Below are 20,214 nucleotides of genomic sequence, written 5' to 3'. Positions count from 1 at the left end.
GAGATCGCGATGTTTCCGATACTTCAAAGATACTAAAATGAAAGCAAATCACAACAAGAAGGTGGAGTTGATACTACTGAATATGATGTTTCCGATACTTCAAAGATACTAAAATGAAAGCAAATCACAACATTGTTTGGTTTTACCATTCGTAATACAAGATGTTTCCGATACTTCAAAGATACTAAAATGAAAGCAAATCACAACATTATTTTTTATGGTTACATAAAATATTTGATGTTTCCGATACTTCAAAGATACTAAAATGAAAGCAAATCACAACGTCATAGCTGACTTCAAACTTGTCAAGTTTGATGTTTCCGATACTTCAAAGATACTAAAATGAAAGCAAATCACAACTAACTTTATTTCTTATTTCCTTCTGTATAGATGTTTCCGATACTTCAAAGATACTAAAATGAAAGCAAATCACAACGTATATCTCGCCATATTAAGAGGATTATAGGATGTTTCCGATACTTCAAAGATACTAAAATGAAAGCAAATCACAACATCGTGAAACTGGAGAAATTTACAAGTTATGATGTTTCCGATACTTCAAAGATACTAAAATGAAAGCAAATCACAACAACAAGCAACAAATGGAATAATGTATATGGGATGTTTCCGATACTTCAAAGATACTAAAATGAAAGCAAATCACAACCTATCCACGTGCGGTACATGTCGATGCAGGATGTTTCCGATACTTCAAAGATACTAAAATGAAAGCAAATCACAACCTATCCACGTGCGGTACATGTCGATGCAGGATGTTTCCGATACTTCAAAGATACTAAAATGAAAGCAAATCACAACCTACCCAAATATGTAATTCCGGTAACAACAGATGTTTCCGATACTTCAAAGATACTAAAATGAAAGCAAATCACAACATGACAGACGATTTGAAACAAAAAATTGCAGATGTTTCCGATACTTCAAAGATACTAAAATGAAAGCAAATCACAACAGGAGGTCAAGAATATGAAGATTCTTGGCGGATGTTTCCGATACTTCAAAGATACTAAAATGAAAGCAAATCACAACCAATGTTTCAGAGGTTAAAAGATTGCGGGAGATGTTTCCGATACTTCAAAGATACTAAAATGAAAGCAAATCACAACCAGATGATGAAAATACTTCGGCATTATATAGATGTTTCCGATACTTCAAAGATACTAAAATGAAAGCAAATCACAACTGTCTGGGCTTCTGTCGGGGATTCTATCTGAGTATTTTCGACACCAAAGATACTAAAATGAATACAAAATTCTGTATAAAGGATTAAAAAATTGAGAATGTAAGATTATATGATAAATGTTGATCATACTCATTTCTATAAAAGTAGAGAAAAGTGCTACTATGATATTAATATAGATATAGTTAGACTGAAGAGATCACAGTGTAAAGAAGAATATTTGATAAGTTGTAGGAATAATAGATTTTATTTTTCCCTCAAATATAAATTAGGCTGTAATATTTTGTATTACAGCCTAACTGATATTGTAAGATTAAGGGGGTTAGTCCTCAATAGCAGCCTGCGCGGCAGCGACCCGTGCGATAGGTACACGATAAGGACTGCAACTCACGTAATTCATGTTGAGAGAGGCACAGAACTTGACAGATGATGGTTCTCCGCCGTGTTCACCGCAAATACCGACTTTCAGTTTCGGTTTGGTAGTACGACCTTTTTCTGTTCCCATACGTACCAATTGTCCTACACCTTGCTGATCGAGGATTGCAAACGGATCGTTTTTCAATATTCCTTTCTCCTGGTATATTTTCAAGAACTTACCGGCATCATCTCGAGAAAATCCGAATGTCATTTGGGTCAAGTCATTTGTTCCGAAAGAGAAGAAATCGGCTACTTCCGCTATTTTATCAGCAGTTAATGCAGCGCGGGGCACTTCGATCATTGTTCCTACTTTATATTCGATTTGATCATTGCGTTCCGAGAACACTTTTTCCGCAGTTTGATGGATTATAGCTGCCTGCATCTTCAATTCTTCGACTATGCCTACCAGAGGAACCATGATTTCAGGAATCACTTTTGCTCCTTTAGCTTTTGCATCGAGTGCAGCTTCGATAATGGCACGAGCTTGCATCTCGGTAATTTCAGGATATGTACATCCCAATCGGCAGCCACGGTGTCCTAACATTGGGTTGAATTCTTCTAACGAATCGCATGCAAGTTTTACTTCTTCTATAGAAAGCCCCATTTCTGCGGCCAGTTCTTTCTGTGTAGCTAACTGATGAGGTACGAATTCGTGCAAGGGAGGATCGAGAAGACGTATTGTTACTCCGAAACCGTCCATTGCCATAAAGATACCTTCGAAGTCCTGACGCTGCATGGGAAGCAGTTTCTTCAAAGCTTCTCTGCGGCCTTCTTCATCTTTAGAAAGAATCATTTCTCGCATGGCTTTAATTCGATCACCTTCGAAGAACATGTGTTCTGTACGGCAAAGCCCGATACCTTTTGCTCCGAATTTACGTGCAACGGCAGCATCCTTAGGCGTATCGGCATTGGTTCTTACATCCATTTTGGTGTATTTCTCCGCTAACTCCATAATTTTTGCAAAGTCTCCGCTTAAATCGGCATCAACGGTATTTACCTGTCCGTCATAAACTTCTCCGGTCGATCCGTTCAGAGAAATCCAATCTCCTTCTTTATAAATGTGACCGCCCATTTCCAAAGTGCGGGCTTTATAATCTACTTTTATTTCTCCAGCTCCCGATACACAGCATTTCCCCATGCCACGAGCTACTACGGCTGCGTGAGAAGTCATACCACCTCGAGCTGTCAGAATACCTTGAGCTACGTTCATTCCACGTAAGTCTTCCGGAGACGTTTCGATCCGTACCAAAATTACTTTTTTTCTTTTTTCCGCCCATTCTTCCGCATCATCTGCGAAAAATACGATCATTCCGGTTGCCGCACCCGGAGATGCAGGAAGACCTTTGGCTACTACTTTAGCCTCTTTCATCGCTTTTTTATCGAATACCGGATGTAATAATTCGTCCAGTTTTTGCGGTTCCATTCTTTTGAGTGCGGTTTTTTCATCGATGACACCTTCCCGAAGCATATCCATGGCGATTTTTACCATGGCAGCTCCGGTACGTTTTCCGTTACGGGTTTGCAATAACCATAATTTACCGTCTTGAATCGTGAATTCAAGATCCTGCATATCTTTGAAATAGTCTTCGAGTTTCTGTTGTGTTTCGATCAGGTCTTTAGCACAAGCAGGCATTGCTTCTTCCAGTGAAGGGTATTTGCTTGCACGTTCTTCTTCCGATATACCTTGCAATGCAGCCCATCTGCGAGATCCTTCGATCGTGATTTGTTGCGGAGTCCTGATTCCGGCAACAACGTCTTCTCCTTGTGCGTTGATCAGATATTCACCGTTAAATATGTCTTCTCCCGTAGCGGCATCTCTCGTAAATGCAACTCCGGTAGCAGAAGTTTCACCCATATTTCCGAATACCATTGCCTGTACGTTTACGGCAGTTCCCCATTCTTCGGGGATTTGGTTCATGCGGCGATAATAGATAGCCCGTTCGTTCATCCAGCTATCGAATACGGCACAAATAGCTCCCCATAGCTGCTCCCATGGAGAATTCGGAAAATCTTTGCCTGTGCATTCCTTTACAGCAGCTTTGAACTTCTTTACTAAGAGTTTGAGATCTTCGACTTCCAGTTCGGTGTCGTTTTTTACCCCTTTTTGTTTTTTAACTTCGTCCATTACCTCTTCGAACGGATCGATATCTTCTTTGCTTTTAGGTTTCATTCCCAATACGACATCTCCGTACATTTGAACGAAACGACGGTAAGAGTCCCATGCAAAACGAGGATTCCCCGATTTTTGGGCAATACCTTCTACCGCTTCATCTGTCAATCCTAAGTTCAATACCGTATCCATCATACCCGGCATAGAAACTCTTGCTCCGGAACGAACGGAAACTAATAAGGGATTTTTTGCATCGCCGAATTTTGTTCCCATCAGATTCTCTACATGGGCCATCGCTTTTTCTACATCAGCCTTAATTAATTTTACAACTGCATCTTTTCCTTCTTTATTATAGGCTGTACAAACTTCAGTTGTGATCGTGAAACCGGGAGGTACAGGAACTCCGATCAGATTCATTTCAGCAAGATTGGCACCTTTTCCTCCCAACAGATTTTTCATGTCAGAACGACCCTCTGCTTTGCCGTTCCCGAAAGTATAAACACTCTTCATAGTATAAATAAAATTATTAATATGTCTTTGTTCTTGAAATAAATGTAACAAAGGGTTAACTCTTTACAAAAATATGAGTTATGATTAAATATGCAAAAATTCTGAGAATAATTTTGACCTGTCATTGATTTTTGGAATATACGTATAGATTGTTTAAGAAATATGCTTAACTTTGACCAAATTTGTTTTTGTTTTAAAAGTACTATTTTGGCACGTAAAAAGAAAGAGCTTCCTGTTATAGAACAGGTTGAGATTACAGATGTGGCTGCTGAAGGCAAGGCGATAGCTCGGATTGATGATTTAGTTGTATTTGTTCCGTTTGCCGCTCCCGGAGATATTGTCGATTTGCAATTATATAGAAGAAAACATCGTTATGCTGAAGGGCGAATATTGAAGTTTCATAAATATTCCGAAATACGTGTTGAGCCGTTTTGTTCGCATTTCGGTATATGCGGAGGATGCAAATGGCAACATATCCCGTATGAAAAACAGATAGCTTATAAGCAGCAGCAAGTTTTTGATAACCTTTCCCGGATCGGGAAAATCGATTTACCGGAAATTTCTGTGATAAAAAGATCGGAAAGGACTCGTTTTTACCGTAATAAGTTGGAATTTACCTTTTCGAATAAATCATGGTTGACACAAGAAGAATTGCAGTCTGAACAAACTTTCGATTCTCGGAATGCGTTAGGATTCCATATTCCCGGAATGTTCGATAAGGTATTGGATATTAAGACTTGTTGGCTGCAGGATAATATCTCTAATGATATACGGTTGGCTATTCGGAAATTCGCGCTTGATCATGATTATTCTTTTTTTGATCTGAGAGAACAGCAAGGGTTGATGCGTAATATCATAATTCGTACGACATCAACTGGTGAAGTTATGTTGATTGTTGTCTTTTTTGAGAATGATAGGTCTAAAATCGATGCTATGATGGAGTATCTTGCGGAGACCTTTCCTCAAATTACCTCTTTATTATATATAATAAATCAGAAAGCTAATGATACGATTACCGACCAAAAGGTTCATGTATTCAAGGGTCGGGATTATATATTGGAGTCGATGGAGGGATTACAGTTCAAAATAGGACCTAAATCTTTTTATCAGACCAATTCTGAACAGGCGTATGAATTGTATGAAATAGCTCGAGATTTTGCCGGACTTACCGGTGAAGAACTTGTTTATGACTTATATACGGGGACTGGGACTATTGCGAATTTCGTAGCTTGCCGTGCCCGGAAAGTGATAGGGATAGAATATGTTCCGGAAGCGATTGAAGATGCGAAAGTAAATTCGGATTTGAACGGCATCGTCAATACCTTGTTTTATGCCGGAGATATGAAGGATATTCTTACTCAAGATTTTATCAGCGAACACGGTCGCCCCGACGTTATTATTACCGATCCTCCGAGAGCCGGAATGCACGATGATGTCATAAAGACCATTTTGTTTGCCGAACCTACAAAAATCGTTTATGTCAGTTGTAATCCTGCAACTCAGGCGCGGGATCTGAATCTGTTGGATGAAAAATATCGTGTCGAAAAAGTTCAGCCGGTAGATATGTTTCCACATACTCATCATGTAGAAAATGTAGTATTGTTGGTAAAAAAATAAAGGGGAGATAATATTATCTCTCGTATTCGGAATAAATAAGGAAAATGGAAAGCTCGGAGGAATTTTTTGCTTTCCGTTTCTTTTTGTGTATTGATACTTGAAAAATAATTTAAAATAAGAAGATGGAAAAGGAAAAAACTTTAAGAGATTCTGTTCTCGTGCGTTGGTCTGCGTTGGGAATTGTCGCTTTCACCATGATGGCGGCATATTTTGTAAACGACATTATGGCTCCGCTGAAAACTATGTTAGAAGCCAATTTGGATTGGACCAGTCGTGATTTTGGATTCTTTACGGGAGCATATAGCTTTTTGAACGTATTTTTGTTGATGTTGATTTGGGGCGGTTTGATGCTTGACCGTTTCGGAATACGATTGACCGGAAAAATCGCGGCGATTTTGATGGTGTTAGGTACTTCTTTGCAGTATTATGGCATGACAGCGGATATTTCGGCAGAAGCAACGTTTTTCGGTTACAAGCAAGGTGTTTTTATCGCTGCTGCCGGTTATTCTATTTTTGGAGTCGGAGCAGAAGTTGCGGGAATTACCGTTACTAAAATTATTGCAAAGTGGTTTAAAGGAAAAGAGCTCGGTACTGCGATGGGAATTCAAGTAGCATTGGCTCGTATAGGTTCTCAAGTCGCTTATTCGGTATCTATTCCTTTGGCAAAGAGTTTTTCTATATCGACTCCGGTACTTTTAGGTTTAGTGTTGTTGGTTATCGGGTTGATAACGTTTTTTATATACGCTGTGATGGATCGGAAGCTCGATAAGCAAGAAGACTATGCAGAGGAAGAAGACGAGAGTAAATTCAGTTTTAAAGATGTAAAAAATATTTTGATTAATCCGGGTTTCTGGTTGATCGCTTTATTGTGTGTATTATTCTATTCCTGTGTATTTCCGTTTCAGAAATTTGCTTCCGAACTCATGATCAATAAATACGGAATCAGTGATAATTTGGCTGGTACAATTGCCGGCCTGCCGGCTTTGGGAGCATTGATCCTAACACCTGTATTCGGTATTTATCTTGATTGCAAGGGAAAAGGTGCGAGTATTATGATGTTGGGGGCAGCAATGCTTATCGGAGTTCACTGTATCTATGCATTACCTTTTATCACCAATTATCTCGTGGCGATAATCCTGATGATTATTTTAGGTATTGCATTTTCCCTTGTTCCGTCAGCGATGTGGCCGAGTGTAACTAAGATTTTCCCGGCCCGCCAGTTGGGAACAGCGTATGCGCTTATCTTTTTTATTCAGAATATAGGTTTATGGGGAGTACCTAACCTTATCGGGTGGGTATTGGATAATTATTGCGTTGTCGGAAATGAGAATAATGCAAATCTTTATGATTATACGACACCTATGTTTGTCTTTACAGGTTTTGCCACTTTATCGTTTATTGTTGCCTATTTGTTGAAAGTTGCAGATAAAAAATACGGCTATGGGTTGGAGAAGCCGAATATGAAAGACTGCTAAAAGTCAGAACAGGTCTGTTTTTTATCTGTCTATAAGAAATAAAAAATATGGGGCGATCAGTTAAATTTCAATCGCCCCATATTTTTTATTTTGAGATTATAATTGCTTGCTTAAAGCCTGTTTAAATTTGGACAGACTCTGAGGTCTTCTTATTAGAAAAATACACCGATACCGATTTTAAATCCATATTCATTCCTTCGGTCGGTGAAACTGTATTTCCAATAAACGTCCGGTTCTATTGCGACATTTTGGGATACGAATATCGAATATCCCAGATCGGCTCCAAAATAAAAATAATCTCTTTTTCGGGTAATATTCGAACTGTATTCTCTAAGCCATACTTTGTCATAACCCAATTCTGCAGACAAATATAATTTCGAAAAAAGATAATATCGCAATCCTGTGTTTAAATTTATGCTATTGTCCTTATAATCATTTTGTCGATCGACTTTAAATCCTACACCTACTAATAAAGCCAATCTGTCGCATAAAAAATTACCGCCTTTAAAACCCATTCCGAGTTTAAATCGATTATCTTTATCCAGATCGTTGTTTGTTCCGCTTAAGTCAAATGCCGTGAATTGCGGATTCAATAGCCAATGTCCTCTCTCTGTCTGGGCTGGAATAGAAAAGCTCAGGCAGATCAAACATGTGATGATTATTAATTTCTTTGACATATCGGTTTCGTTTTTGTTATTTATATGAATCTTGTTGCTGTCGCCGTTCTCTTTTTAACCGTTCTTTTTTACGTAAAACGACCCTAAGTAAAAATATTATGATTAGAGTAACTAATATAATAGCAAAATATTCGACGTATTGGCCGGCTTCGATAAATTTGGGCCAGCCGATATAAGCCATGACACCCAAATAAATTAATAATATGATAGTTATTAAATTCGATTTTTTCATTTTTATGCATATTAAATTGAAGCGAAATTAAACTGTCTCTTGCACTGCAGGTCTGTTTTTATAAAAATCTGAAAAACACCCTGTCGAAAGACTTTTATATATGCGGACACAAGCCCATGCATCGGTTGCCGCATATTTTTTTTGAGCATCAGAAAGTATATCGGCTTCCCAATTAGATAATCTTTGAGATTTGGATATTTTTTTTCCGAAAAGGATGGCATATATCTTTTGCAAACTCATGTCTTCTATATTGAATTGTTTCACGTAACTTTGCAGTTCGATAAAACCTTTTGGCTCGAACGGTGCTATTTTGTGAAGCATAGAAAAATCATCTTTTAAAGATAACCCGATTTTTATAATGTTCGGATTCTCGAATAGTGTTTTCAGTGTAAGAGTAAAACCTGTTCGGTTTATTCTGAAAAGAAAACAAGTATCTTCTGTTGCGATTTGTATGAGAGCGACAGTATGAGATTTCCCTTTTCTGAAAGAGGGACGGGTTTCGGTATCTACTCCCAGAATAGGAAAATCCGAAAGATATGAGACCGCTTTTTCTATATCTTGTTCATTTTGAACCACGATAATACGTCCTGAAAAAGCATCTGTTTCCAGTTTAGATATTTCTTCTTTTGTTATTTTTGTCGGTTTATATTTATTCATTCCATTTATTCCATTCATCCATGTTCATATCTTCCTTCCATGATTCTTGGCGTTGAGAAAATAGATTATTTCCGTTTGTCGGTTTTACATTGTCATGATGATGCACTTCTTCATCGTCCGTATCTTCTGAAGAGTACCTCAACGAATGTAAAGCTCTTAAAACATTTACGAGTTTCTGTCCCCAATAATCTGCAAAATTATTTTTGCATTCGTTCAAGGATATGCGCATACATTCTTCATTTCCCAAGCTATATACCGATATGAAATCTTTAATATCTTGGTATATATCTGTAAGATCTTCAGATATATATGCAATGATAGGACTTTCACTGTATTGCATATCTGCATGGAAAACCTCAAGATATGAATCTTGTTCACCTAATATTTGTTCTATGCTGTTGCGAATATATTCATAAATTTCTTCAGTAACAAAATGTTCTATATTTATGTCATATTCTTCGTCCTCTTCATTGGAGTCCGGGAGTAATACCGCTTTGAGATAAAGTAAAGGAAGAATTTTTACAGCGGTATCTATAAATTCGTTTTTTTCGCTTTCCTGAACTTTTTCCATTAAGGAGCAGAATTCGACACCGACTGTAACAAACTCGATTGTGTTTTTTGAAAAAATATAGTTATCCATAATTTATGTTTGCGGTTGATATAATGCCTTTGACAGAATATATCGATATACATTCGAAGGCATATAATAGTTCATGTTTTTTCCTTTGGAAATACCTTCTCTAATAAAAGTTGAAGATATTTCGATTATCGGACTTCTGGCTATTTGAATATTTTTGCCGTTTAAGGAATTTGCGGAGGTTATTTCATATCCGAGACGGGGATATATAAAAATAGGATAATTGTCTAAAATTTCCTGATAGTCTTTCCATCGATCGAAAATAAGCCAGTTGTCCGAACCTATGATTAAATAAAATTCATTTTCGGGATATTTCTCTTTTAGTGTTTTTAATGTCCGTATCGTGTACGAAGGAAGGGGCAAAGAAAACTCTATATCGCAATATTTGAGTTTTCGATTTCCACGGATAGCTTTTTTTACCATCGTTATTCTGTGAATGTCCGATAGCAAATCTCTCTTGGATTTCAGCGGATTTTGAGGTGATACGACAAACCATATTTCGTCCAACTCTTCAAATTCGCATAAATAGTTGGCTATAATCAGATGTCCTGTATGTATCGGATTAAAAGATCCGGAGAATATTCCTATTTTCATGATTTAATGAGCCGTGAAATTCCGTATAGCTTGTAACGCTTGTTTTTGAGCGTCTTCCAGATTATCATTGACGATAACAATATCGAATTGAGAAGCAAAAGTAAGTTCGTATTCCGCTTTGTTCAATCTGCATTCGATAACATCCGGGGCATCTGTTCCACGACCTGTTAATCTTTGGCGTAAGACTTCCACACTTGGAGGTTGGATGAATATCGATAAAGCCCGATCGCCATAGAACTTTTTTATATTTATTCCGCCAACAACATCGACATCGAAAACAACATTTTTTCCTTCGGCAACAAGTCTCTCCACTTCACATTTTAATGTGCCGTAAAATTTATCCGCATATACTTCTTCATATTCGAGAAATTCGTTGTTGGAAATTTTTGTTTTGAATTCTTCCGGACTCATAAAATAATATTCTACTCCGTTCCTTTCGTTACCTCTCGGAGCGCGGGATGTTGCGGATATAGAAAAGGCCAGGTTGAGATTTTGTTGTAATAAGTAATTTATAATCGTCGATTTTCCTGAACCTGATGGCGCTGAAAATATGATTAGTTTCCCTTGCATAACAATTACATTACATTAAGAACTTGTTCTTTGATCTGTTCTAACTCATCTTTCATGCGAACGACTATTTTTTGTAGTTCCGCATGGTTGGCTTTAGAACCTAATGTGTTGATTTCTCGTCCCATTTCCTGACTGATAAAACCGAGTTTTTTCCCCTGTCCTTTACCGGAAGCCATTGTTTCTATGAAGTATTTCAAATGATTGTCCAGACGATGTTTCTCTTCGTTAATATCCAATTTTTCGATATAGAAAATCATTTCCTGTTCGAATCGGTTTTTGTCATAATCAAAATTTTCTATTTTACTTAGAGCTTCATGTATTCTGACTTTAACTTTTTCGACACGTTCTTGCTCATAAGGGGCAACCTCTTTAAGAAGAGATGTGATATTCTCGATTTTCTGGGTAAATAGTTTCTGAAGCATTTCCCCTTCTTGTCGTCTGAATTCTTCCAATTGACCGATTGCCTTATCTATTGTCTGCATCAATACATACCCTTCATTGTCTTCCAATTCCATTGTATCGGTTTTCATTGATTCGGGGAGACGCAGTAAAGTCTGAAACCAGTCAGTCGGTAAACCTATCTTCAATGTTTCAGAAGCTTCTTTGATCTGTTGGTAATATCCTTCTATAACAGGCATATTGAGTTGGGTACAGGCATCCCGGCCTATATTCTCTATAAAAATAGAAAAATCGACTTTCCCGCGTTCTAATCTTTTGGCGATTTCTGATCGTATTTCCATTTCTTTCTCACGATATATAGCCGGAATACGAGTCGATAAATCGAGTTGTTTACTATTTAGAGATTTTATTTCTACTGTGATTTTTCGATTGGGCAGTTCGGCAATAGCTTTGCCGAACCCGGTCATTGAATGTATCATTGTAATTAATGTTTTTGCAAAATTAATTTTAATTCTGTTTCAATAATCATTAAATCGGAAAAAACCGCTACTTTTGCCGAATACATTTAAATTATTTAGGAAAATAGATGGCGACTCTTTTAAATATAGAAACTTCTACATCTGTCTGTTCAGTAGCGTTGACGCATGAAGGGCAAGTCATATTTCGCCGAGAAAATTATGAAGGACCTTCGCATGCTTCCTGTTTGGGCGGATATGTACAGGAAGCTGTCGATATGGCGAAGCATTACGGATTCAAGTTAGATGCCGTTGCTGTCAGTTGCGGTCCGGGGTCTTATACCGGACTCAGAATAGGAGTATCTATGGCGAAAGGTCTTTGTTTCGGGTTCGGAATACCGTTAATAGGTATAAATACTCTTGAAATAATGACCTGTCATGTAATGTTTAGGGAAAAATATCCTGAAAATACTTTGTTTTGTCCGATGATCGATGCACGGCGCATGGAGGTTTATTCTGCTATTTATGATTTATCTCTAAATCCTGTGAAGCCCGTATCTGCCGATATTGTCGAGGCAGACTCATACGAGAACTTTTTGAGAGAGCAACCTGTTTTATTCTTTGGTAACGGAGCTGCGAAGTGTCGTTCGGTATTGACAAATTCGAATGCTCTGTTTTTGGATAAAGATATTGATCCTTTAGCTTCAGATATGTTGGCTTTGGCAGAAAAAGCTTTTAGGAAAAGTGATTTTAAGGATGTCGCTTATTTTGAACCTTTTTATTTAAAGGAGTTTGTTGCGACTAAGCCGAAACATAAAGTTTTATAACTAAATATTTTTAATTATGCCCGATTATAATACACAACAAAAGAAGTTGATCATGCCCGAATATGGACGTAATGTTCAGCAAATGATAGATCATTGTGTATCGATAGAAGACCGTGAAGAGCGTACTCGTTGTGCAAATACGATTATAAACATCATGGGAAACTTATTTCCCCATCTTAGAGATGTCGATGATTTTAAACATAAGTTGTGGGATCATTTGGCTATTATGTCCGATTTTAAATTAGACATTGATTATCCTTATGAAATTATTCGGAAAGAGAATCTTCGTACTAAGCCGGATAGAGTTCCGTATACTTTGACTCCGATTCGTTATAGACATTATGGTAAGACTCTCGAGCGTATGATAAAGAAATGTGAAGATTATCCGGATGGTCCGGAACGAGATCAGTTGATTTCTTTATTGGCCAATCACATGAAGAAGTCTTTTCTTACATGGAATAAGGAGGTTGTTGATGATGATAAGATATTCAAAGATCTTAGAGAATATTCCCGAGGGAGAATCGATCTTAGTCCGGAGACTTTCCGACTGAAGGAGTCGAAAGAATTTCTTCAGAAAAAGAATAAAAATAATATGAGAAAAGCGGGTAGATAACCGCTTTTTTTGTATCTTTCACAAAAACAATCAAATTCCGACACAATATGGCATCGTTTGTTATAGAAGGGGGACATCGTCTGCAGGGGGATATCGTTCCGCAAGGCGCTAAAAATGAGGCTTTACAAATTATTTGTGCTACATTACTTACACCCGAAGAAGTTAAAATTTATAACATTCCCGATATTTTGGATGTAAATAATTTGATACAATTATTGAGAGATATGGGAGTGACAGTGCAACACATAGGAGTTAATGCCTACAGTTTTAAAGCGGATAATGTGAATTTGGATTATTTGCACTGTGAGGATTTTTTACGGCGTAGTGCGTCATTACGAGGATCTGTCATGATTGTCGGGCCATTGGTCGCACGTTTCGGAATGGCGGTTATACCCAAACCGGGAGGTGACAAGATAGGCCGGAGACGGTTGGATACTCACTTTATCGGTATTCAAAAATTAGGGGCGAATTTTGTATATTATCCTGAACAACAGTTGTATGAGATTACGGCGAAAGAGCTGAAAGGAGCTTATATGTTATTGGATGAAGCCTCGGTGACCGGTACTGCCAATATTCTTATGGCTGCAGTGTTGGCGAAAGGTACGACGACAATATACAATGCAGCTTGTGAACCTTATTTGCAGCAGCTCTCCAAAATGTTGAATAAAATGGGGGCAAAAATTTCCGGTATCGGATCGAATTTACTGACCGTAGAAGGAGTAGAGTCATTGGTGGGTTGTTCTCATACTATATTGCCCGACATGATAGAAGTTGGAAGTTTTATCGGGATGGCGGCAATGACCGGTTCTGATATCCGAATTAAAAATGTTTCCTATAACGATTTAGGTATTATTCCGGATAGTTTTCGCCGTTTGGGGATTACATTAAATCAAGAAGGCGACGATATACATGTGCCGCATCATGATTATTACGAGATAGAAACTTTTATTGACGGATCGATCATGACTTTTTCCGATGCACCTTGGCCGGGTTTGACTCCGGATTTGCTAAGTGTGTTTTTGGTCGTTGCGACACAAGCAAAAGGAAGTGTGTTGATTCATCAGAAAATGTTCGAGAGCCGTTTGTTTTTTGTCGATAAATTGATCGATATGGGAGCTCAGATTATTTTATGCGATCCGCATAGAGCTGCTGTAATCGGACAGGGAAAATCCCATACATTACGTGCTGCGACAATGGTCTCTCCGGATATTCGTGCGGGTATTGCCTTATTGATAGCCGCAATGTCGGCAGACGGTATCAGTACGATTCATAATATTGATCAGATAGATAGAGGGTATCAAGATATTGATAAAAGATTGAATAATTTAGGGGCGAGAATTACTCGTTTGTAATTATGATTACGAGAGAAGAATTGATAAAAATCGGACAGTTCAATAAGCCTCACGGCATACATGGAGAAATATCTTTTTCTTTTACCGATGATGTGTTTGACCGTACGGATTGCCCTTTTATTGTGTGTGAGATAGACGGTATTTTTGTCCCGTTTTATATAGAGGAGTATCGGTTTAAGGGGGAAACGACTGCCCTTTTTAAATTAGAAGATATTGACAATGACAATGATGCCAGAGCTTTTACTAATCTGGATGTTTATTTCCCGAAATCTTATCTGAAAATTGAAGAAGAAGATTATCTTGCTCCCGGAGACTTTTTTATAGGATACACAGTCGTTGATATACATCATGGTATCTTAGGTAAAATTGTACATATAGATGATTCAACGATAAATATATTGTTTATTGTAGATCGAGGTACATCCGAATTACTTATTCCGGCAAATGATGATTTTGTGATTTCTGTTGATGAAAAAAATAAAATTATAAAGATGAATATTCCGGATGGATTGCTGAATCTGTAAGTTTTTGAAAGAACTCCCCAAAATGAAATAAAGAGCAAGGCCGAATATTCCAGCCTTGCTCTTTATTGAGAAAATGAGAAAATTATTGGATATTTAGGCAGGCTCTAAAAGCCTGCCTAAATTGTGCTCGGGTCAGTTTTGAGAGTTTCTTTCGAGAATGTTTTTCTGTTTTTATGAGGATGATAACGGGCTATCTGACAAATGAAAACGGGAAAAAAGACCGAAAGAAAACGCAAAGATGACCTGATAATATTTTCTAATTGGAAAATTTAGGCAGGCTCTTAACGTTTATCTAAAGGAATAAAGGGTGCATCTTCTGACACGTTTTTATATGCTGGGCGTATAATACGCTTGCTGTCGAAGTTAAGTTCTTCGATTCGGTGTGCTGTCCACCCTGTAATACGAGACATGGCAAAAAGAGGAGTATATACTTCTTTCGGTAAACCGATCATTTCATATACAAATCCGGAATAAAAATCGACATTTGCGCAGACCCGTTTTTTTACTTGATTTCCTTTGAATTTCATGAAAGTCTCTATTGCACGCTCTTCTATCAATTCCAAAAATGATAACTCTTTTTCCAAACCCTTTTCTTTTGCAAGATTGCGAGCCCATTCTTTAAGCAATAAGGCACGAGGATCGGAGATAGTATATACCGCATGGCCTATACCATATATTTTCCCGCTTTTATTGTAACCCTCCTTACATAGCATTTTGGTTAAATAAGCATCTATTTCATCTTTATCAGTCCAGTCGCTGATAACTTCTTGCAGATGATGGAACATATCGATAACTCTGAGATTTGCACCTCCATGTAGCGGTCCTTTCAAAGAGCCGATTCCGGCCGCGATAGAAGAATAGGTATCTGTACCCGATGAACTGGTAACCCGTACGGTAAATGTCGAGTTATTCCCTCCGCCATGATCGGCATGAAGCATTAATGCCAAATCGAGAATACGGGCTTCCGATTGGGTATATTGAGGTCCTTTCAGCATAAATAGGAAATTTTCTGCAATAGAAAGATTTTCTTTCGGATGTCTGATATGCAGAGATCGGCCTTGTTGACTATGCCTTAAAATGTTATAGGCGTATGCTATGATTGTGGGAAATTTGGCTATCAATTCTATAGATTGCCGCATCAGATTATCTCTGGACGTATCGTCGGGATTAGGATCGAACGTGTACATTTCGAGAACGCTCCGTGCCAGAATATTCATAATATTATGCCCCTCAAGATCCAGAATATTCATCGTCGTTTTTTGCTCTAAAGGCATAGATTGGTTGAGCAAACGGGTAAATGTTTCCAATTCGTCTTTATCCGGTAAAAAGCCTGCAAGAAGCAGAAAAGCCGTTTCTTCAAAGCCGTATCGGTTTTCCTTTTCGATGCCTTTAACCAGATCTTCGATATTGATACCCCGATATACGAGTTTTCCCGGAATGGCTTTGAGACCGCCTTCCGGCATACGTTCATATCCTACGACATCTCCGATTTTTGTCAATCCTACGAGTACACCGGAATGATCTTCATTACGTAAACCTCTTTTTACATTGTGTTTTACGAACAACTCGTTATCTATATGGCTTGTACTCTTGATAGAATCAGAGAGTTTGTATATCATATATTCATCTTTCATTTTTTTGTATCCTTTACTCTCTTGTTATTATAAATTTCGGATAATTTCATCTCCGAATTCAGTTGTTGTCAAAGTTTCTGAGTTTTCCATAAACCGGGCTAAATCTACGGTTGCTTTATGCGATTGAAATGTCTTTTCCAAAGCTTCGACGATACTGATTGCAGCCTCTTTCCAACCTAAATATTCAAGCATCATTACTCCCGACAGTAGGAGGGAAGAGGGGTTGACTTTATTCTTTCCGGCGATATTGGGTGCAGTCCCGTGTGTAGCTTCAAATATAGCATGTCCTGTAGTATAATTTATGTTTGCTCCCGGAGCTATTCCGATGCCTCCTACCATGGCAGCCAACTGATCAGAGATATAATCTCCATTTAAGTTTAAAGTTGCAATGACCGAATATTCTTCCGGAATTAGGAGCGTGTTTTGTAGAAAAGCATCCGCAATAACGTCTTTGATAATGATTTTTCCTTCTTTTATTGCTTTTTTCAGGGCATTTTCTGCTGTTGGTTCTCCGTCTGATTTTTTTAGCTGTTCATACTGCATCATGGTGAATACTTGATTCCCGAACTCTCTCTCGGCCATTGCATATCCCCATAGTTTGAATCCGCCTTCGGTGAACTTCATGATATTGCCTTTATGCACGAGAGTAACGGACGGAAGCTTATGGTCGATGGCATATCGGATAGCTGACCGTATCAGTCGTTCGCTTCCTTCAATGGAGACAGGCTTCACCCCGAAAGAGGAGGTTTGGGGAAATCTTATTTTACTCACTTTCATTTCGTTTTGCAGAAAATGAAGAAATTTTTCGGCTTCAGGACTCCCTTGCTGCCATTCTATTCCGGCATATATATCCTCAGTATTTTCTCGAAAGATGTGCATATTGACTTTTTGCGGTTCTTTTATCGGCGAAACAACGCCTTTGAACCAACGTACCGGACGCAGGCACACATATAAATCCAGTTCTTGTCGTAAGGCGACGTTTAGTGATCGAATACCCCCGCCTACGGGAGTAGTTAAAGGGCCTTTGATTCCGATCAGGTATTCCCGAAATGTCCTCATGGTCTCTTCCGGCAGCCATGATCCTGTTTGTTTGAAAGCTTTTTCTCCGGCGAGAACTTCGAGCCATTCTATTTTTCTTTCTCCTGCATAACATTTTTTTACGGCAGCGTCGATAATCGATTGTGTAACAGGTGAAATTTCCGCTCCGACACCATCTCCGGCTATGTATGGAATAGTTATATTATTAGGAACTATTAATTTCCCGTTTTCTATTTTGAGTTTTGCCATGATCGTTATTTTTTATTTGCCAGATAGTTTAATGCACTTCCTGCTTTAAACCATTCGATTTGTAAATTATTATAAGTATGAGAAGCTTCAAAACTTTCAAGACTTCCGTCCGGATGAATAATTTCTATTGTCAGATTTTTATCCGGAACAAAAGATTCCAGCCCTTTGACTGATAAAATATCTTTTTCCTTAATTTTATTGTAGTCATCTTTATTGACGAATGTCAGAGCCAGCATGCCTTGCTTTTTTAAATTGGTTTCATGAATACGTGCGAAAGATTTGCATAAAACCGCTTTTACGCCAAGAAAACGAGGCTCTAGGGCTGCATGTTCCCGAGATGATCCTTCTCCATAATTTTCTTCAGCTACGACTATTGATGATATTCCGTGCATTTTATAATTTTTCGCAGTTCCGGAAACGGTATCGTATTCATTTGTCAATTGATTGAAAACTTCGTTTGTTTTACCGTTAAAAGCATTTATTGCACCCATTAATAAATTGTCCGAAATGTTTTCGAGATGTCCTCTGAAGCGTAACCAAGGTCCTGCCATTGAAATATGGTCTGTTGTACATTTCCCGCTTGTTTTTATCAGTAAAGGCATTTTTTCGAAATTCGACAGATTAAGCGGTGCGAAAGGTGTCAGTTTTTGTAATCGTTTAGAATTCGGATCGATGATGATATCAGAAGAGGATAGGCCTTTGTTCGGAGCTATGTATCCGGGATCTTTGACATCAAAACCTTCAACGGGGAGTTCTTCTCCTACTGGCATATCCAATTTTACAGATTCCCCGTTTTCATTGATTAAGGTATCTGTCAAGGGATTGAAGCACAGATTCCCGGCGATTGTCAATGCCGTGACGATTTCGGGAGAAGCGACGAATGCGTGTGTATTCGGATTACCGTCTGCACGTTTTGCGAAATTTCGATTAAAAGATGTTACAATAGAATTTGCTCTTTGATTATCATCCGTATGACGTTTCCATTGTCCTATGCAAGGGCCACAAGCATTTGTCATAACGATGCCCCCGATCGATTCGAAATCGGAGATCAATCCATCTCGTTCTGCTGTATAACGAACTTGTTCTGATCCGGGATTGATTCTGAATTCGGCTTTTGCTTTTAATCGTTTTTTTGATGCTTGTCGGGCTACAGATGCCGCACGGCTTAAATCTTGATATGATGAGTTTGTACAAGACCCGATCAGACCTACTTCCATAATTTGCGGATATCCGTTTTCTTTAACGATTCGGCCGAATGCCGAAATAGGATGTGCCGCATCCGGAGTGAAAGGCCCGTTTATATACGGCTCGAGTTCGGAAAGATTGATTTCTATGATCCGATCATAATATTTTTCGGGATTGTCGGTTACCTCTTTATCCGCTTCTAAATAATTTGAAAGTTTGTTTGCCATTTCGGCAATTTGTTCGCGTCCGGTAGCTTTAAGATACCTTACCATACTCTCATCGTATGCAAATAGGGACGTTGTCGCTCCTACTTCAGCACCCATGTTGCAAATAGTCGCTTTTCCCGTTGCCGACAGATTTTTAGCCCCTTCACCGAAATATTCTATAATGGAATTTGTCCCGCCTTTTACAGTGAGTATCCCGGCTAATTTTAAAATGACATCTTTGGGAGAAGCCCAACCGTTCAGTTTACCGGTTAATTTGACTCCTATTATCTTAGGCATTTTCAATTCCCATGGAATACCGGTCATAACATCTACCGCATCTGCTCCGCCTACACCGATTGCTATCATACCTAACCCTCCGGCATTGGGAGTATGAGAATCTGTCCCTACCATCATACCTCCCGGAAATGCATAATTTTCTAAAACGACCTGATGTATGATTCCTGCTCCCGGTTTCCAGAAACCGATCCCGTATTTGTTTGAGACATTTTTTAAGAAGTCATATACTTCTTGATTGGTAACAAGAGCTTTTTTTATGTCGTTACTTGCATCTATATCCGCTTGTATAAGATGATCGCAATGTACGGAAGAAGGTACGGCCACTCTATCTTTCCCTGCAATCATAAATTGCAATAAAGCCATTTGTGCCGTAGCATCTTGCATCGCAACTCTGTCCGGAGAAAAATTGACATAGTCGATTCCTCGTATAAACGGTTTAGAGGGATATTCATTATTATACAAATGCGCATATAAGATTTTTTCTGTAAGGGTCATCGGACGACCTAATAATCGACGGCTTTTTTCAACCTTTTCTGCATACGAAGCATATACTTTCTGTATTAATTCTATATCAAACTGCATATTTAAAAATATTTTGTGCAAATATATATCATTTTGTTTATTCTATGTCTGTTTTTATATTATTATTTTTGATTTTATTCTTTGTATAAATAAAAATGAATTTATATGTGTATATTTATGTCTAATTTATGCGTTTTTGATAAAGGTAACTACGAT

At 38.2% G+C, this 20,214-nt stretch carries 16 protein-coding genes and 1 CRISPR repeat array; of the genes, 6 read left to right on the top strand and 10 right to left on the bottom strand.

Features of this window, described 5'->3' with window-relative positions; translation table 11 throughout:
• Positions 1 to 84: 84 nt before the first annotated feature.
• Positions 85 to 1,204: a CRISPR direct-repeat array (repeat unit 47 nt; unit sequence GATGTTTCCGATACTTCAAAGATACTAAAATGAAAGCAAATCACAAC).
• A gap of 319 nt (positions 1,205 to 1,523) precedes the next feature.
• Complete coding sequence (gene ppdK / locus Q0093_RS10340; protein ID WP_297930131.1) at positions 1,524 to 4,238, bottom strand: pyruvate, phosphate dikinase; 2,715 nt, start codon at positions 4,236 to 4,238, stop codon at positions 1,524 to 1,526.
• A gap of 207 nt (positions 4,239 to 4,445) precedes the next feature.
• Here ppdK and rlmD point away from each other — a divergent pair, with 207 nt between their 5' ends.
• Together rlmD and Q0093_RS10330 are read left to right on the top strand one after the other, a co-directional pair.
• On the top strand, positions 4,446 to 5,855 hold the full coding sequence (gene rlmD, locus Q0093_RS10335) for a 23S rRNA (uracil(1939)-C(5))-methyltransferase RlmD (protein ID WP_297930128.1): 1,410 nt from the start codon (positions 4,446 to 4,448) through the stop codon (positions 5,853 to 5,855).
• 122 nt (positions 5,856 to 5,977) lie between these two features.
• Positions 5,978 to 7,330, top strand: coding sequence for an MFS transporter (locus Q0093_RS10330; protein ID WP_297930125.1), 1,353 nt, complete (start codon positions 5,978 to 5,980; stop codon positions 7,328 to 7,330).
• Positions 7,331 to 7,482: 152 nt separating this feature from the next.
• On the opposite strand, the gene Q0093_RS10325 is transcribed toward Q0093_RS10330, so the two are convergent.
• From Q0093_RS10325 to Q0093_RS10300, 6 genes are all read right to left on the bottom strand, one after another.
• The gene (locus Q0093_RS10325; protein WP_297930123.1) at positions 7,483 to 8,007 is read right to left on the bottom strand and encodes a hypothetical protein; all 525 of its coding nucleotides are present in this window, start codon (positions 8,005 to 8,007) and stop codon (positions 7,483 to 7,485) included.
• Positions 8,008 to 8,266: 259 nt separating this feature from the next.
• Positions 8,267 to 8,914, bottom strand: a complete 648-nt coding sequence (locus tag Q0093_RS10320) for a 3'-5' exonuclease (protein ID WP_297930121.1) — start codon at positions 8,912 to 8,914, stop codon at positions 8,267 to 8,269.
• Entirely contained in the window at positions 8,889 to 9,536 is a 648-nt protein-coding gene (locus Q0093_RS10315) for a DUF5063 domain-containing protein (RefSeq protein WP_297930120.1), read from the bottom strand. Before Q0093_RS10315 ends, Q0093_RS10320 begins: the two co-directional genes overlap by 26 nt.
• A 3-nt stretch (positions 9,537 to 9,539) precedes the next feature.
• Positions 9,540 to 10,127 (bottom strand): nicotinate (nicotinamide) nucleotide adenylyltransferase, encoded by a 588-nt coding sequence (gene nadD / locus Q0093_RS10310; RefSeq protein WP_297930118.1) that lies wholly within the window; start codon positions 10,125 to 10,127, stop codon positions 9,540 to 9,542.
• Between the two features lie 3 nt (positions 10,128 to 10,130).
• Entirely contained in the window at positions 10,131 to 10,697 is a 567-nt protein-coding gene (gmk, locus tag Q0093_RS10305; protein ID WP_297930115.1) for a guanylate kinase, read from the bottom strand.
• 5 nt (positions 10,698 to 10,702) lie between these two features.
• The gene (locus Q0093_RS10300; protein ID WP_294175859.1) at positions 10,703 to 11,575 is read right to left on the bottom strand and encodes a YicC/YloC family endoribonuclease; all 873 of its coding nucleotides are present in this window, start codon (positions 11,573 to 11,575) and stop codon (positions 10,703 to 10,705) included.
• 107 nt (positions 11,576 to 11,682) lie between these two features.
• Here Q0093_RS10300 and tsaB point away from each other — a divergent pair, with 107 nt between their 5' ends.
• Genes tsaB through rimM form a run of 4 tightly spaced genes read left to right on the top strand, consistent with a single transcriptional unit; the run spans position 11,683 to position 14,867 of the window.
• Positions 11,683 to 12,378 (top strand): tRNA (adenosine(37)-N6)-threonylcarbamoyltransferase complex dimerization subunit type 1 TsaB, encoded by a 696-nt coding sequence (gene tsaB, locus Q0093_RS10295; RefSeq protein ID WP_297930113.1) that lies wholly within the window; start codon positions 11,683 to 11,685, stop codon positions 12,376 to 12,378.
• A gap of 16 nt (positions 12,379 to 12,394) precedes the next feature.
• Positions 12,395 to 12,991, top strand: a complete 597-nt coding sequence (locus Q0093_RS10290; protein WP_294175861.1) for a DUF4290 domain-containing protein — start codon at positions 12,395 to 12,397, stop codon at positions 12,989 to 12,991.
• 47 nt (positions 12,992 to 13,038) lie between these two features.
• Complete coding sequence (gene murA / locus Q0093_RS10285) at positions 13,039 to 14,343, top strand: UDP-N-acetylglucosamine 1-carboxyvinyltransferase (RefSeq protein ID WP_294175862.1); 1,305 nt, start codon at positions 13,039 to 13,041, stop codon at positions 14,341 to 14,343.
• A 2-nt stretch (positions 14,344 to 14,345) separates the two neighbouring features.
• A complete protein-coding gene (gene rimM, locus Q0093_RS10280; protein ID WP_294175863.1) occupies positions 14,346 to 14,867 on the top strand; it encodes a ribosome maturation factor RimM in 522 nt (173 codons plus the stop codon).
• 281 nt (positions 14,868 to 15,148) lie between these two features.
• Here the strand turns inward: rimM and Q0093_RS10275 are convergent, their stop codons facing one another.
• Genes Q0093_RS10275 through Q0093_RS10265 form a run of 3 tightly spaced genes read right to left on the bottom strand, consistent with a single transcriptional unit; the run spans position 15,149 to position 20,058 of the window.
• A complete protein-coding gene (locus tag Q0093_RS10275) occupies positions 15,149 to 16,501 on the bottom strand; it encodes a citrate/2-methylcitrate synthase (protein WP_297930112.1) in 1,353 nt (450 codons plus the stop codon).
• A 27-nt stretch (positions 16,502 to 16,528) separates the two neighbouring features.
• Entirely contained in the window at positions 16,529 to 17,788 is a 1,260-nt protein-coding gene (gene icd / locus Q0093_RS10270; protein ID WP_297930111.1) for an NADP-dependent isocitrate dehydrogenase, read from the bottom strand.
• Between the two features lie 5 nt (positions 17,789 to 17,793).
• Complete coding sequence (locus Q0093_RS10265) at positions 17,794 to 20,058, bottom strand: aconitate hydratase (protein ID WP_297930110.1); 2,265 nt, start codon at positions 20,056 to 20,058, stop codon at positions 17,794 to 17,796.
• Between the last annotated feature and the right edge of the window lie 156 nt (positions 20,059 to 20,214).

This window comes from uncultured Coprobacter sp. (genome assembly GCF_947855755.1).
In the GTDB taxonomy this organism is placed as follows: Bacteria; Bacteroidota; Bacteroidia; order Bacteroidales; family Coprobacteraceae; genus Coprobacter.
The sequence above is the reverse complement of the archived record's forward strand: the minus strand, read 5'-3'. Positions and strand labels throughout refer to the sequence as shown.